We start from the raw sequence: 13,776 nt of genomic DNA, 5'->3' as shown, positions 1-13,776 counted from the left end.
CAGCAGTTGCACTGCCCGCATCGAGGCACAGGGAATGTTCGCCGCCGCCGACCAGACGCATTTCAGCCTGACCCTGGAGGGTCGCCCCCACGACTTTCAAGTGCTCGGCCTGCAGGGCCGGGAGCGCATCAGCCGGCCCTTCGCCTTCGACCTGGAGCTGGTCAGCGAACGCTCCAACCTGGACCTGGACGCGCTGCTGCACACCCCGGCCTTCCTGCAACTGGCGGCCGATGGCAGCGGCATTCACGGGCAGATCCAGCGCATCGCCCAAGGCGACCGCGGTCGTCGCCTGACCCACTACCGGATCACCCTCGGCCCGCGCCTGGCCTATCTGGGCCAGCGCATCAACCAGCGGATCTTCCAGCACCTGAGCGTGCCGCAGATCATCGCCCAGGTGCTGGAAGAACACGGCATCCTCGGCAACGACTACCACTTCCACCTCGCCGGCCCCTACCCAGAGCGTGAGTACTGCGTGCAGTACGACGAATCGGACCTGCGCTTCATCCAGCGCCTGTGCGAGGAAGAGGGCCTGCACTACCACTTTCAGCACAGCCGCGAAGGGCATCGACTGGTGTTCGGCGAAGACCAGACGGTGTTCCGCAAACTGGCCCCGGTGGCCTACCGGCAAGACTCCGGCCTGGTGGCCAGCGAGCCGGTGATCAAGCGTTTCGAGCTGCGCTTCGAAGCGCGCCCCAGCCGCACCACGCGCCGCGACTACGACTTCGAAAAACCGCGCCTGCAGATGCAGGGAGCGGCCAAACCGCAAGAGCCAAAAGCCGAGCCGGACCTTGAAGACTACGCCTACCCCGGACGCTTCACCGACCGCGAGCGCGGCAAGCATCTGGCCAGGCGCGCCCTGGAACGGCACCGCAGCGACTACCGCCAGGCCAGCGGCCACAGCGACCAGCCAAGCCTGCGCAGCGGGCATTTCCTGCCCCTGAGCGGGCACCCCCACCCGGCCTGGAACGACCTGTGGCTACTGACCGAAGTCCTCCACGAAGGCAAACAGCCGCAGGTGCTGGAAGAGTCCATCACCAGCGACACCCGGGCCGGAACAGGCTTTCACCAGGGCTACCGCAACCGCTTCACCGCCCCCCCCTGGGAAGTGCCCCATCGCCCGCCCCTGGAACACCCCAAGCCGCGGATTCTCGGCAGCCAGACCGCCAAGGTCACCGGCCCTCGGGACGAGGAAATCCACACCGACGCCCACGGCCGGGTCAAGGTGCAGTTTCACTGGGACCGCGAGGGCCAGGGCAACGACAAGAGCAGCTGCTGGCTACGGGTGTCCTCGGCCTGGGCCGGCGCCTGGTATGGCGCCATCGCCGTCCCCCGGGTCGGCATGGAAGTGCTGGTGACCTTCCTCGAAGGCGATCCCGACCAGCCGCTGATCACCGGCTGCCTGTACCACAAGGAAAACGTCGTCCCCTACCCGCTGCCGCAACACAAGACCCGCAGCACCTTCAAGACCCTGAGCTCCCCCGGTGGCGGCGGCTTCAACGAACTGCGCATCGAAGACAAAAAAGGCGCCGAGCAAATCTTCATCCACACCCAGCGCGACTGGGACCAGCACATCGAACACGACCAGAAAATCCGCGTCGGCCACCAGCGCCACGACACGCTGGAAGCCAACAGCTACAGCGAATTCAAGGCTGAAGAACACCACACCGTGCATGGCGACCGCAAAGTCGAAGCCCGCGCCAGTGATCACCTGAGCATTGCCGGCAGCCAGCACCTGCAACTGGGCAACGGCCTGTTCATCGAAGCCGGCCAGGAAATCCACCTGTCCAGCGGCCTGAAAGTGGTGCTCGAAGCCGGCAGCGAACTGACCCTCAAGGGCGGCGGCAGCTGGATCAAGATCGACGCCGGCGGCGTGGCCCTCAGCGGCGCCCTGGTCAATAACAACTCCGGCGGCAGCCCGGGCAGTGGCAGTGGTGCGGCGCCATTGTTGCCGGGGCCGTTGCAGGCGGCGGATGAAGATAAGCCGGGCATCCCGCTGGAAGCCCTGGTCAAGCAACACCTGGTCTTTCGTCAAGCCAAGGCCGGAGTGTGTGAAGTCTGTGAAGCGGCAAAACGTGCCAGGAAGGCTAGCTCATGAACCCGACACACCACGGTGCGCTGCTGCTCGACGGCGCCTCTCAGGACCATATTCTGGCTTGGCTGTATCAGCATTATCCCAGCCATCAACCGCTGCCACTGTTACTGGAAACCCCCTATGCCGCGCTGCAGGAGTCGGGACCGATTCTGCTCGACGCACCGCGCCACAGCCCCCTGTATGAGGGCTGGAGCAGCGGCGTGACAGAACTGCGCCACGGGTTGTGGTTGGAGGCCCGGTTGCCCGCCGAACAATTGTTTCACTGTCTGCAACGCCGCCTGCAAGTGCGCTCGCCGGACAGCCGCAAATTCTGGTTGCGCCTGGGCGATGCGCGGCCGCTACTGCGGGCCTGGAAGGCCGGAGTCGAATGGCCCCGAGGCTTCTGGCACGGCATCGACGTGCTCTGGATGCGCCACGCACAAGGTCCGATACCCACCTGGCGCAACCACCAACCGGAGTTGGACCTAGTAACCGCTAGTGACAGCTTTGATGCCCACATCACCTTGAGCTGGCCTTTACTAGGCGCCCTCACAGAAGAGCCCGAGCCGTCGCAGGAAACCGATCAATGAACCAGGCCGCACATGCTCCGCAACACTTCAAACCGGCCAGTTGCCCGTTGCTGGCTGCTGTTCTGCCCGTGCGTTATGCCATTGGCCCGGTCACTTCGGAACCGCAGCTCGCCAGCATCGACGCCAGCGCGTTGGGCCTGCAAGCAGTGAGCGGCCAGTTCCCGGAACTGGGGCCCGATCACCCGCCACTGGCCCAGTGGCCCCTGGGGTACGTGCCGCGCCTGCTACGGGACGGTTGGTTGTATGTCTGGCAGGACAGCACTCACCTGCTTAGCGAATACCGGGTCGATAGCACCCTGTTGAGCCAAACACCACGCGGTGGTCCGGTGCTGGAGAAACAAGCCCAGGTCTACCTGCTGCTACCGGCCGGTGCGCCCGCACAACTGGCCTGGTCGCCGGTACGCTGGAGCGATTCGCAGTTCACTGCCGTCAAGACCCAGGGCAATGTCCGTCAACGTGTCATGCGCAACCTGACGCCCGGTATGGCCCCCGAAAGCGGCTTGTTGTCCAGCACGCGGAAATTTCTCGGAGACAGTACCCCGGAAAACTTCCGCTGGAGCTGTTTGCCAGAACCACAACCCTGGCAATTGAACGACCCGATCCTGCGCCGCATGCAGCGCTGTGAACAACAACATTACGCAATCGTCGACGATCCCTGGGGAGTACTGATCGATCTGGCCGGCCTGGTACGTGCCCGTAATCTGGCTTTCGACAAGCAAAGTCTGGCGCATCGCGACCGTTGGATGGTCGCCAGCGTGCTCCAAGAACTGAGTGAGCATGACAAACAGCTCAAGGCCAACTTGCCCAGCGACACCGACTACGAAGCCTTGAAACGCACATGGCGCGAGCAGAAACAGGCCGCCGACCAACTCGACTTCGATCGTCGGCGGATCGTCACCTTATGGGCAGACTGGTTTGGCACCCTGGGTCAACAGGGCCCGGCCACCCTGGAAACCGCCTGCGGGCACATGGACATCACCCAGCATGAGGCCCGTGACCTTCTGGAGGCCAGCTTCGCCGCGGCCTGCCTCGGCCCGTCTGCCACGGCCATTGGGGTCCAGGCGCTGCATCAAGCCATGGACCTGGACAACGAAAAGCCGTGGTTGCTCTGGACAGTGCTGGGGCTGCTGCAACGCCTTTCAGGCACTGAAATCAAACAACTGCTGCATATTCCTGAAAACCTCGAACCTGTCGAGCCCACGGCCAAGCGTATGGCCCAAGCCCTGACCCTTGCGGCGTCGTTGAATGCAGGAGCGAGCAGACTGTCGGAACTGCCCTTGGCCAGGCCGACAGAGGCTTTTTTTGCCGCCATGGCCCCAGTGGTGGGTGGCCATATGCGTAGCATGCCCGAGCAAGTCAATCTCGCCGCCCTACGCCTGCTCCAGGCCATGCTTGCGCGCAGCCAGCAGCAGGTGGAGGTACAGGCGTTGAGCGCAAAGCAGAGCTTGGCCTGGCTTGGCGAACAGCTCGATGGCACGCAGAACAAATCGAAGCGCCGACGCCTGAAAAAAGAAATCGCCACACTTGAAGAACAGGACGCGCGTAATGCCCGTGTTGAAAGCAAAGGAGCAGGCGATGCAGCGACAGGCAAAGGCCAGCCTTCGGCCATCGCTAAGCAGGTGCAGGGGTACCCTCACCTAAACCTTATCCCGGCCCAGCGCCCGGCAGCCCCCGCACATCCTGCTCCGGGGTATGGAAGTGGCGCGCCTGCACCCACGGTAAAAACTCCTGGGCCGAGTGCAGAGGACTTACCTCCACTACCCAAAAGTGCGACGAAACTTGATCTGCCATTGAATGCGCGTGATCTGTTGAATGATTCGCCGCTGAAGGTTTTGATTGCGCTGGTTTCGGTTTGGAATTTGAGAAGTAGTTTTGATGCTTTGTCTGAAAACTACACAAACAAGAACAACTTGACAGCTATGAGTGCAGGTCTGGGCGTTTGGGCGGCTTTCTCCACAATTTCTCAACATCTCGCAGATGTAAAATGGAAAGCGTTTACTGGTAAGTCTGGCAAGGTCAATTTCGAAGCGCAAAAATTGCTTGCGAACGCGTTAAAAATTGGCGCTAGCGCAGTGCTTATTCAAGCAGCTACTGCAGGGCTAGATACTATTATCTACGGTTGGGATGCGCTGGATTCTTATAGGTTAGGAGATATTGATACAGCTACTGTCAACGTCGGCTTAGGCGTAGCTAGCTTTGGTTATATTCGAGTTTCCTTAAAAATCTCCCGTATGTTGCGAGTCTCTCGCGCCACAGTAATTATGGGTAGTGTTACTGCATTAGGGCGTGGTGTCACTGTTTTGCCTGCTCCACTTGTTGCACAAGCAACGGGATTGGTTATAACTATATTTGGTGGCTTGCTGGCACGCATGTATACCAAAGACACGCCTCTCGAAACTTGGGTCAAGCAGACCTGCTTCGGAACTCGCCCTGCCAATTGGTCAAATAGTTACGAAGAGACAATGAAAGCCTACTATCAGGCGGTGGCCCCAGTAACAATGAAACTCCATCGCTGGATTGATATCAATCCGGTCAGTGGTGAGTGGGTCAATGAGGTTCGTTTGGTGTTGTTGATCGAAGGCCAAACAAGTTATCAACAAGGCATGGTGAGTTTTAGCGGAGTCGAGGAGTGGACCCAAGAACAACCCCTTATGGACTTCAGCCCACCCCGCAAGATTTCCTATCCATTGGAGTGGGGGGAGGAAGAGCCCAATCCCTTAAAACAAGAGTTTGGTAGCCGCATCCGACAAGAACCCGGTGTACTGTGCCTTAGCGCAGCCTATCATCAGAACGATGCGATGAAGCTGACTGGTATTCGCGGTAATTTAATATATCAACCCATTGAGGGGCTTTATTTGCCACTCATTGATATTAATTTGAGTTGAAATTATGACTAAAGGAAAACTTATAAAGTTTTTAGGGGGCAAGCTAAGCGGGAAAAATAGTAGTGCGATTTTGTATTCGGATAGATCCACAGGCAGGTCGCCCATGAATTTGCTCGATATTGAGGAGCATAATGAAATTTATTTAGAAATTGCCAATGGAGGGGACTCATATAAAGGGATGTTGACAGGCATGCTGGGTGGAATGTCTGGGCTGATGTTTTTATGTATATCTGCATATTTTTTATGGCATGGTAGATATCAGCCGGCACTGGAAGTGCTCTTGATCGCAATTTCTCTATTCATCGTACCTTTTCTTTGGGAAGTACTCCGCTCTGTGCCCCCACCTATACTTTTCAATCGACGTACTCGTGAAGTTTACTTTCAGCACGATGAGGAATTATTTCATACTCCTTGGGATGGTATAGCTGCGGTTGCATACCAATTTCAGATGGTGGGACCTTATACCGGAGACATGCGTCATGCCTCGTTGGAGATTTTAGTTCAATGTTTTTGTCATCCGGAAAAACAGTTGATGCTAAGCCTAGGATTACCTATGGGTAAAAGCCTTGAATTGCAGGAAAGCTCTTGGGAGTATCTGCGTGCATACATGAATAATGGACCATGGTTTGATGAGTATGGTAGACATAGCGAGTCTGATGCATTTATTAAAAGTCAGTTGGAGATTTCTGGAAGTGGAACGAAGCTTTTCAAAAATACGTGGGAGCGAATTTTTACTGAGTACAAAAGAAACGATGGTAAAAATTTTCTGGATTTTGCGGATTTCTACCTATTAATAATGGGCATATTGTTTAGCCCTATGAATACTATTCAGGAGTTCACCTACAGCGTCGCCAAACGCCGCAGTCGTAAGCTCTGGCCAAAACTGGTGATGGAACGTTTAGAGCCAAATGGCCCTACCACTCGACTCATCGATATCGAACAAAAAAAGAATCTTGAACAGCAACGCCAATCGCCTGAAAAGCCAGATTGAATCGCCAGCTCCGGCGTCACTGTTGTCGGGGGCGCTTCTACAACAACGCCTCAAGGAACACCTGCCTCTGGTGGAGCTGTACCAGAAGCCCAAGGGCGGCACGCCCATGCAGTTATCAATGGTGGAAGCGGCAGCGCGACCTGTCATTCACCCAAGCGAGTGAGTACCTGGAGCAGGGCATGGATCTGGGCTTCGTCCAGGCCGAGGAACTGCAGCGTTTTCTCGACCTGCGGCTGCGCTATGCCCACCACGACCTGCCGCGTCTGGCTTCACACACCAGCGATGAGGACCGCCTGGAACTGTTACGTCGGCATTGGCAAGACAAGGAGTCACTGACATGAGCGCCTCCATCGGTAGCCTGAGCCCGGGCCCAGCCTGCGAAGCCGGCAAACTGATCGTCCAGGTGATCGGCAAGGATCACCCCGAGAGCCAGAAGCTGGTGCTGCTGGAGCCATCGCCGAGCCGCAACCAACCAACCAACCAACCAACCAACCAAAGTATCGATCCGCAAACCCAACTCAATGAACTCAACCTGCTGTTTACCTTGCTATACCAGCCTCGCCTGGAGATGGAAACGCGCCAAGTCAGAATCAGCGGCGCGTTGGGCGACACCATTACCCAGGACGGCATCTCCCGGCTCACCATCGACCTGCCCGGCGCGGCTCCCGAGTCGACGGAAGTCGATCTGGCCATGAGCGGCAACCCCACTCCTTACACGGCCCACTTCAACACCGGCACCCAAGGCACATCGATCGACCTGGGAGCAGACTGGTTGCGGGCCAGCAAATGCCAATGGATTCCTGCCGATGAAGGTCAGGGGTTGCGTCTGACGGCCAGCTTTCCACGATCCCTGACCCGCCTCTCCTTGCGCATCCGCTATCACAACCCCATGGCCTTGCTGGCTGGGGGCGGTGCAACCATCGGCGGCCCAAAGGGCATGGCCTATGTGCTGGCACCCAATGGCGGGCTATTGAGTCCGGACGGTGAAATCATCACCTTGCGTCCTGGCGAACCGACTCCAGAGCTGGATCGCGCCGCTATTTACCGGCTGGGCGCCGGCCAGCCTCTCAACTATCTGGATCCCAAGGAACGGGCATGACTTCAAGCACACCACGTGGCCGACAAGGTTTTCTTTCAAGAGAGGACTATCTGGCACCACCGGCCATCCCCACCGGTCAATCACCCAAGGATGTGCTCAACACCATCTGGCGCAAGAACGATGTATTTCTGGATATCGGCTCTTACAGCATTGGCTCGTTCGTGATGGTGCTCTGGCCATCAGTGTTAACAGCGCTATTAATACTGTGGAACATGGGGGGAGCTGGAGGAGAAAACCTAGGACTGACTATTATTTTCTCGTTCATGCTCGGTATTCCGATCCTCATCCTTCTATATGGCCTGACCAAATCGGTCCCTCTACCTGTCCGCTTCAACCGCCAACGCCGCGAAGTCTGTGTGCCCTTTGCCGACGGTCGTTACTGGATCGTGCCCTGGGAACAAGTCACCGCCCAGGCCGTGGCTACATCCTCTGTTGGACAACACGGCAAAACCACTCAAGGGCTGCTGGTGGTGGGCTTTCGCAATCCCGATCCCGACGCTCCGGAAAAGGAACGCGACTTCAGCCTGGGGTTCAGCTGTGGCGGCGGGGAAACAGCTATGAGTTTGTGGGAATGCATGCGCAGTTATATGGAGATCGGGCCGGATGCAGTCCCGCGTGATGGTGATCTGGAGGACTTGAGGGGAAAGCTTGGAAAAAAGGGGGTTTTCTGGGGCTCGTTGTGGGGATTCGTGACGGAGATTCGCGATCACCTGCTCGCTAAGGAGTTTGGCCAAGCTCTTTGGTTTTTCGTCTCCATTTTTATTTTTGGCACTCCGCTGATCATGATGGTTCAGGCTTGGAAGCTTACTCCTCCTCCTGATCTGACTGACCCCGCGATCATCGAATGGTCCAAACCACTGCCGCCCGAGCAATGGGCTCGCCGCTCTGCTGAGCTGGAGCAGGCTATCGACCGACAAGAACAGGCGCTGCAAGAAGGCACGGTCAACTCATGACAACTCCCACACCACGCCGCCGAGGTTTCCTCTCAAGAGAGGATTACCTGGCGCCGCCAGCGATCCCCACCGGAGAGCCACCGAAAGATGTGCTCAACACCATCTGGCGCAAGAACGATGTCTTTCTGGATATCGGCTCTTACAGCATTGGCTCGTTCGTGATGGTGCTCTGGCCAGTGATATTGATCTTCATCTGGATCATGCCTTCCATCAATTTTCAGGAGTTCGATATTGCGTACTGGTACGGCTTCATGTGCTTTTGTGGCGTCCCGCTGTTGTTGCTGAGTTACATGTTGAGCCGCCCCGTCCCTCTACCTCTACGCTTCAACCGCCAACGCCGCGAAGTCTGTGTGCCCTTTGCCGACGGCCGTTACTGGATCGTGCCGTGGGAACAAGTCACCGCCCAGGCCGTGGCTACATCCTCTGTTGGACAACACGGCAAAACCACTCAAGGGCTGCTGGTGGTGGGCTTTCGTAACCCCGATCCCGACGCTCCGGAAAAGGAACGCGACTTCAGCCTGGGGTTCAGCTGTGGCGGCGGGGAAACAGCCATGAGTTTGTGGGAATGCATGCGCAGTTATATGGAGATCGGGCCAGAAGCTGTTCCGAAATGTAATTTCGAAGGGGAAAGTACAGGAAAAGGGCTGCTCGGCTGGACAATCAGCATTCTGTGGGATGCGTTGAAGTCATTGCTCAAGGGGGATTTCAAAGCAGCGTTCAAGGATGTTTTCTTCAGCGTTTTCTTGGGCGCGCCGCTGGGCTTTTACTTGCAAGAAAAGAAGCTTATGCCACCCCCTGATCTGATCAATCCGGCCATCATCGAATGGTCCAAACCACTGCCGCCCGAACAATGGGCCCGCCGCTCTGCTGAGTTGGAGCAGGCTATCGCCCGACAAGAACAGGCGCTGCAAGAAAGCGCGACAAGCTCATGACGGCTTCCCACTAGGCCGGCGCCGAAGACCTGCTGACGGTGCTGGAAACCCAGCGCACCCTGTACGCCGCCCAGGATCAGAACGTGCAACTGCGGCTGTCACGGCTGCAGTCCAGCATTGCCCTGTACAAGGCCCTGGGTGGCGGCTGGAATCAATGAATCACCAAAGGCTCGCATGGCCGGCGGCATCACCACTGGCCATCGTCGCAGCGACGGCCAGGACCCTGATGACCTAGAATCGTCCGACCACCCACAGACGCGAGCAACGCCCCCACCATGCCCCTCGGAACCGAGCTGGACGCCTCCCTGGCAGACGTACTGTCGATGCTGAAAAGAGCATTCCCGAACGGAGTCAGCCCAACCGATTACCGCCCTCTTCTGGCAGCGCTATATGAACATCTGTCAGATCGAAACCTGGCGAATGTCATCTCACAGCTCACCCACAAGGATCCGGATCTGGTCCTCAACGAGATCTACGAGGCCGTGACCAGCAAGAAACCGAAAGCTCAGGAGATAGCAGCGCTAACTCGGCTCCTGAACCATCACGGAGCGTCTGAAACACTGGCCGACACCTGATGCCTCGCCCCTCAAGAAGACCAGGACAATGAACTTCAGTGAATTTGAACAACTGCTGGATGCCAAGAAGAGTCTCAATCCGATCTGGTTTGAGTTCCCTTCGGACAGCGCCGCCACCGAGGAGGACATCACCGAGGCTCAAAATGACTTGGCGCTGCAACTTCCTGTCGAGTACAGCCAGTTCCTGCAGAAATATGGGGGCGGCTACTTTGCCTTCGCAATCGTCTACTCACTGGACAGAGACAGCGATTTCAACCTGGCCAGAATCAATCGACAACACCCACTGATTGGCCAGTGCCACCTGTTGTTCTCAGATAACGGCTGCGGCGACTTCTACGGCTTCCGGATTGAAAATAACCACTGCCTGGCAGAGGTGTGCTTCTTCGATCATGAAACCCAGGCATGGCAGCAGACTGGATACCCAGAACTGTTCAGCTTCCTGGCCGAGGTGGCCCTTTCGATTTGAACACCCCTAGCAACGACCTCCAGATTCGAAGTTCACAATCAGTCCGGCGCCGCTACAGCAGCCGCTGCCTGACCTTCAAATGCCGCGCATACCAGGGCCGGCGCGGCACCTTGCGCAGCAGATCCGCCAGCTGCTTTTCATCCTCGATAAAGGTGATGCGCAGGGCCAGCTTCATGGTTTCCGGGTCCATCTCCACGGTCTTGCCGGTCTGCAATCCGGGGGTGGTGCTGCAACCGTGGGTCACCGGCCCCAGCCAGGGATCGCCGGCCTCGACCCAGCGCCCCGGGGCGAACCAGGGCACGCCGTTGACTTCCAGGCGCTTGAGTTCGCCGGGATGGAAACGCTCGTGGGCGCGGAACCAGTCCTCCAGGCGGTCGTCGATCCAGCCATGGAAACGCCAGAACACCGGGCTGACATGGGACGAAAACGGATCGCCGAGAAAGTCGTTTTCCGGCTGGTACCAGCGCGGGGAAAAATCCGCCGGATCGCGGGCCATGGGCACCGGCGCACCACTGGAAGGATCACGCGGCACCGAGGCCCAGCGCATGTGCAGCCAGTCGTGCAGGCCCAGTTCGATTTCCGAGCCGAACTGGCCCAGGGTCAGCTTCGCCAGGTACCGCGGGTCGCGGTACTGCGACTCCCAGACCTGGAAGTTGCTGTGGTAGGTCTCGCCGGCCTTGATGTCGCTGACCCACTGGCTGTAGTCGTCATCGTCATCGGCCAGCCACGCCGGCGGCAGGGAACCGCCGTCATGGTTGTCGAAATAGCGGGCGAACCCCAGGCGATCACGCAGCAGTTCCGGCTGCGGCAGGGGGAAATGCTGCCAGGATGGCAAGTCCTGCATGGAACGCGCCGTGCCCAGCATGTGCCGGTGCATGAAGAAGAAATCGATGCCCGAGCCGTTGCGGTCCTTCTTTGGCCCGCGCGCATCGCGCTCCTGCCCACGGGGGCCGGGCTGCCAGCCGATGCCGCGCAGGGCGTCGCGCTTGTCCTCGGATAGCCGGTGCCACTTGTCCCGGGTCGCGTGCCACAGCTGGTGGAACAACCGATGCTCGGGCGACACCAGCCAGGCCAGCAGCGTCGGGTTCAAGCCAATACGCTGGCGGGCTTCGGGAAACATCTGCTTGGTGGCGACAAAGCGGTTATCCAGGGCGGGCAGTGCCAGGGGCCGGTCCAGGCGTTCCACGCGTCCGCTGAGGGTGCCACTGCCGGCATTGGCGAAACCGGCCCAGACCTCATCCAGACTCATCTTGAATTCATAAGTGGCGGCGCCATCCGCCGCGCTGGCCGGGATCAGCCGCCAGTACATTGCACCCGGCTGCGGGCTCACCAGGTCGGCAACGATCCGGTAGCGCGGCTCGGCGGCGCCGCGCAGGCCCTCGGCGGTATCCAGGTAACCGCGCAGGCCGCGCCCGCGCTGGGCGATGTCGAGAAACACTTCCAAGTCCTGGCGCCCCAAGCCATCGAGCCCGGCATCGGCACCTTCGAAGCGAATGCTCCAGATGCCCCGCAACTGGTCCGCCAGGCGTTGCCCGGCAGTGTCCGCCAGGTCCACCGTGGCTTCGCCCGGGGTAACGGGAAACTCTTCCTCACGCGTCAACTCGCGATGCACATAAAACGCCGCCGGCACGGCTGCGCCCGTCAGCGCCAAGCCCGCCATGAACCCTCGTCGAGAAATCGTCATTGCCCTACCTGTGTCAGCCCTGATGCAGGCCTTATCCAAGCTAGGACGTTTGTTGCCCAAGGAAATTTACCGCCCTGCAAGGCCGGTTAAATTTCCCCAACCGTCGCTCGTTCCTCCCAGATAGCAAAGGCCCCCGTGCCTGCACCTTGACGGCGAACCCGACTGAGATGGCAATGACAAAACCACGTTCGAAGAAGGCTCTTTACATCGGCCTGCCGCTGGCCCTGGCGATTGGCGCCGGCGCCGGTTTCCTGGCCTGGGACTACTGGTTCAGGGACAACCCCGGCTACCCGGTCAAGGTGATGAAACAGGCCGAAGAACTGCAGGAACGCATCCTTTCCTTCGACAGCCACATCACCGTGCCCCTGGATTTCGGCAGCGCCGGCAATGAGGCCGACAAGGACGGCAGCGGCCAGTTCGACCTGGCCAAGGCCGGGCGCGGACGCCTGTCCGGCGCAGCCCTGACGATCTTTGGCTGGCCGGAAATCTGGAACGGGCCCAATGCCCCCCATCGCCCCACGGCGGGCTTTGTCGACGCCGCGCGCAACGAGCAGGAAGCGCGCTACAAGATCCTCACCGGCATGGTCCGCGACTTCCCCAACCAAGTGGGCATTGCCTATACCCCGGACGACTTCCGCCGCCTCAACGGCGAAGGCAAGTTCGCGGTGTTCCTCAGCATGCTCAACGCCTACCCCCTGGGCACCGATCTCGACCAGCTCGATCACTGGGCGGCCCGGGGCATGCGCATGTTCGGTTTCAGCTACGTGGGCAACAACGCCTGGTCCGACTCTTCGCGCCCGCTGCCGTTCTTCAACGACACCCCGGACGCCCTCGGCGGCTTGTCCGAACTGGGTCAACAAGCAGTGCGGCGGCTCAACGACCTGGGGGTGATCATCGATGTCTCGCAGATGTCGACCAAGGCCCTGGAGCAGGTCAGCCAGCTCAGCCGCGCGCCCTTCGTCGCTTCCCACTCAGCCCCTCGGGCCCTGGTGGATATCCCGCGCAACCTCAGCGACAAGGAAATGCAACTGATCAAGGACAGCGGCGGCGTGGTGCAGATCGTCGGCTTCCCCACCTACCTGCGGCCCCTGAGCCAAGCGACCCGGGACAAGCTCAACGCCCTGCGCGCGCGGTTCGACCTGCAACCCTTGACCGGATTGGAAATGGCCCTGATGCCCGGCGACGCCATCATCACCGTATGGCCCGAACAGCGTTTCGGCGAATACGCCGGCGAGCTGTACGGCATTGTCGAAGCGGAACCCAAGGCCACCCTCAAGGACTTCGGCGACGCCATCGATTACGCCGTGAAGAAGATCGGCATCGACCACGTCGGCATCAGTTCGGACTTCAACGACGGCGGCGGCCTGGACGGCTGGAAGGATGTCAGCGAGGGCCGCAACGTCACCGCCGAACTGCTGCAGCGCGGCTACAGCGAAGCGGACATCGCCAAGCTCTGGGGCGGTAATTTCCTGCGGGTCTGGGCACAGGTGCAGCAGTCCGCCAAGCCTATGGCCAACCGTTGATGCTCCC

General features: G+C 59.3%; 13 protein-coding genes and 1 pseudogene. 13 read left to right on the top strand and 1 reads right to left on the bottom strand.

The features are described from left to right. Nucleotides 1-34: 34 nt before the first annotated feature. The 12 genes and pseudogenes from tssI to GGI48_RS25430 all read left to right on the top strand — a co-directional run bounded on the left by tssI (nucleotide 35) and on the right by GGI48_RS25430 (nucleotide 10,562). Nucleotides 35-2,095 (top strand): type VI secretion system tip protein TssI/VgrG, encoded by a 2,061-nt coding sequence (gene tssI / locus GGI48_RS25485; protein ID WP_179600602.1) that lies wholly within the window; start codon nucleotides 35-37, stop codon nucleotides 2,093-2,095. Continuing rightward, nucleotides 2,092-2,661: a DUF4123 domain-containing protein gene (locus GGI48_RS25480; protein ID WP_179600601.1), complete on the top strand. Its 570-nt coding sequence runs from the start codon at nucleotides 2,092-2,094 to the stop codon at nucleotides 2,659-2,661. The genes tssI and GGI48_RS25480 overlap by 4 nt, the downstream gene beginning before the upstream one ends. Further along, on the top strand, nucleotides 2,658-5,546 hold the full coding sequence (locus tag GGI48_RS25475) for a toxin VasX (RefSeq protein ID WP_179600599.1): 2,889 nt from the start codon (nucleotides 2,658-2,660) through the stop codon (nucleotides 5,544-5,546). Before GGI48_RS25480 ends, GGI48_RS25475 begins: the two co-directional genes overlap by 4 nt. Before the next feature lie 103 nt (nucleotides 5,547-5,649). Next, nucleotides 5,650-6,537, top strand: a complete 888-nt coding sequence (locus tag GGI48_RS25470; protein WP_260620537.1) for a DUF6708 domain-containing protein — start codon at nucleotides 5,650-5,652, stop codon at nucleotides 6,535-6,537. Then, the gene (locus GGI48_RS25465; RefSeq protein ID WP_179596125.1) at nucleotides 6,500-6,700 is read left to right on the top strand and encodes a hypothetical protein; all 201 of its coding nucleotides are present in this window, start codon (nucleotides 6,500-6,502) and stop codon (nucleotides 6,698-6,700) included. Before GGI48_RS25470 ends, GGI48_RS25465 begins: the two co-directional genes overlap by 38 nt. A 16-nt stretch (nucleotides 6,701-6,716) precedes the next feature. Then, nucleotides 6,717-6,878, top strand: a complete 162-nt coding sequence (locus GGI48_RS25460; RefSeq protein ID WP_179600597.1) for a hypothetical protein — start codon at nucleotides 6,717-6,719, stop codon at nucleotides 6,876-6,878. Then, nucleotides 6,875-7,636, top strand: coding sequence for a hypothetical protein (locus GGI48_RS25455; RefSeq protein WP_179600595.1), 762 nt, complete (start codon nucleotides 6,875-6,877; stop codon nucleotides 7,634-7,636). Before GGI48_RS25460 ends, GGI48_RS25455 begins: the two co-directional genes overlap by 4 nt. Next, nucleotides 7,633-8,589, top strand: a complete 957-nt coding sequence (locus GGI48_RS25450) for a DUF6708 domain-containing protein (protein ID WP_179600593.1) — start codon at nucleotides 7,633-7,635, stop codon at nucleotides 8,587-8,589. The genes GGI48_RS25455 and GGI48_RS25450 overlap by 4 nt, the downstream gene beginning before the upstream one ends. Then, nucleotides 8,586-9,521 carry a DUF6708 domain-containing protein gene (locus GGI48_RS25445; protein ID WP_179600591.1) on the top strand — a complete coding sequence of 312 codons (936 nt, stop codon included), beginning with the start codon at nucleotides 8,586-8,588 and terminating at the stop codon, nucleotides 9,519-9,521. The genes GGI48_RS25450 and GGI48_RS25445 overlap by 4 nt, the downstream gene beginning before the upstream one ends. A gap of 14 nt (nucleotides 9,522-9,535) precedes the next feature. Next, nucleotides 9,536-9,679: pseudogene (locus tag GGI48_RS25440) on the top strand (hypothetical protein); the annotation flags it as partial. A gap of 117 nt (nucleotides 9,680-9,796) precedes the next feature. Next, nucleotides 9,797-10,096 carry a DUF3349 domain-containing protein gene (locus GGI48_RS25435; RefSeq protein WP_179600589.1) on the top strand — a complete coding sequence of 100 codons (300 nt, stop codon included), beginning with the start codon at nucleotides 9,797-9,799 and terminating at the stop codon, nucleotides 10,094-10,096. 28 nt (nucleotides 10,097-10,124) lie between these two features. Beyond that, entirely contained in the window at nucleotides 10,125-10,562 is a 438-nt protein-coding gene (locus tag GGI48_RS25430; protein WP_179600587.1) for an SMI1/KNR4 family protein, read from the top strand. 52 nt (nucleotides 10,563-10,614) lie between these two features. On the opposite strand, the gene GGI48_RS25425 is transcribed toward GGI48_RS25430, so the two are convergent. Beyond that, nucleotides 10,615-12,246, bottom strand: a complete 1,632-nt coding sequence (locus GGI48_RS25425) for a PvdJ/PvdD/PvdP-like protein (RefSeq protein WP_179600584.1) — start codon at nucleotides 12,244-12,246, stop codon at nucleotides 10,615-10,617. Between the two features lie 173 nt (nucleotides 12,247-12,419). On the opposite strand from GGI48_RS25425, the gene pvdM reads away from it, so the two are divergent. Continuing rightward, entirely contained in the window at nucleotides 12,420-13,769 is a 1,350-nt protein-coding gene (pvdM, locus tag GGI48_RS25420) for a pyoverdine-tailoring dipeptidase-like protein PvdM (RefSeq protein ID WP_179600582.1), read from the top strand. Nucleotides 13,770-13,776 lie beyond the last annotated feature (7 nt).

Source organism: Pseudomonas protegens (assembly GCF_013407925.2).
Classification (GTDB): Bacteria; Pseudomonadota; Gammaproteobacteria; order Pseudomonadales; family Pseudomonadaceae; genus Aquipseudomonas; species Aquipseudomonas fluorescens_AP.
The sequence above is the reverse complement of the archived record's forward strand: the minus strand, read 5'-3'. Positions and strand labels throughout refer to the sequence as shown.

Excerpts from the sequence above, each read along its gene's own strand:
- tssI (WP_179600602.1), top strand. The coding sequence starts at position 35 with ATGTTCGCCGCCGCCGACCAGACGCATTTCAGCCTGACCCTGGAGGGT.
- GGI48_RS25480 (WP_179600601.1), top strand. The coding sequence starts at position 2,092 with ATGAACCCGACACACCACGGTGCGCTGCTGCTCGACGGCGCCTCTCAG.
- GGI48_RS25475 (WP_179600599.1), top strand. The coding sequence starts at position 2,658 with ATGAACCAGGCCGCACATGCTCCGCAACACTTCAAACCGGCCAGTTGC.
- GGI48_RS25470 (WP_260620537.1), top strand. The coding sequence starts at position 5,650 with ATGAATTTGCTCGATATTGAGGAGCATAATGAAATTTATTTAGAAATT.
- GGI48_RS25460 (WP_179600597.1), top strand. The coding sequence starts at position 6,717 with ATGGATCTGGGCTTCGTCCAGGCCGAGGAACTGCAGCGTTTTCTCGAC.
- GGI48_RS25455 (WP_179600595.1), top strand. The coding sequence starts at position 6,875 with ATGAGCGCCTCCATCGGTAGCCTGAGCCCGGGCCCAGCCTGCGAAGCC.
- GGI48_RS25450 (WP_179600593.1), top strand. The coding sequence starts at position 7,633 with ATGACTTCAAGCACACCACGTGGCCGACAAGGTTTTCTTTCAAGAGAG.
- GGI48_RS25445 (WP_179600591.1), top strand. The coding sequence starts at position 8,586 with ATGACAACTCCCACACCACGCCGCCGAGGTTTCCTCTCAAGAGAGGAT.
- GGI48_RS25435 (WP_179600589.1), top strand. The coding sequence starts at position 9,797 with ATGCCCCTCGGAACCGAGCTGGACGCCTCCCTGGCAGACGTACTGTCG.
- GGI48_RS25430 (WP_179600587.1), top strand. The coding sequence starts at position 10,125 with ATGAACTTCAGTGAATTTGAACAACTGCTGGATGCCAAGAAGAGTCTC.
- GGI48_RS25425 (WP_179600584.1), bottom strand. The coding sequence starts at position 12,246 with ATGACGATTTCTCGACGAGGGTTCATGGCGGGCTTGGCGCTGACGGGC.
- pvdM (WP_179600582.1), top strand. The coding sequence starts at position 12,420 with ATGACAAAACCACGTTCGAAGAAGGCTCTTTACATCGGCCTGCCGCTG.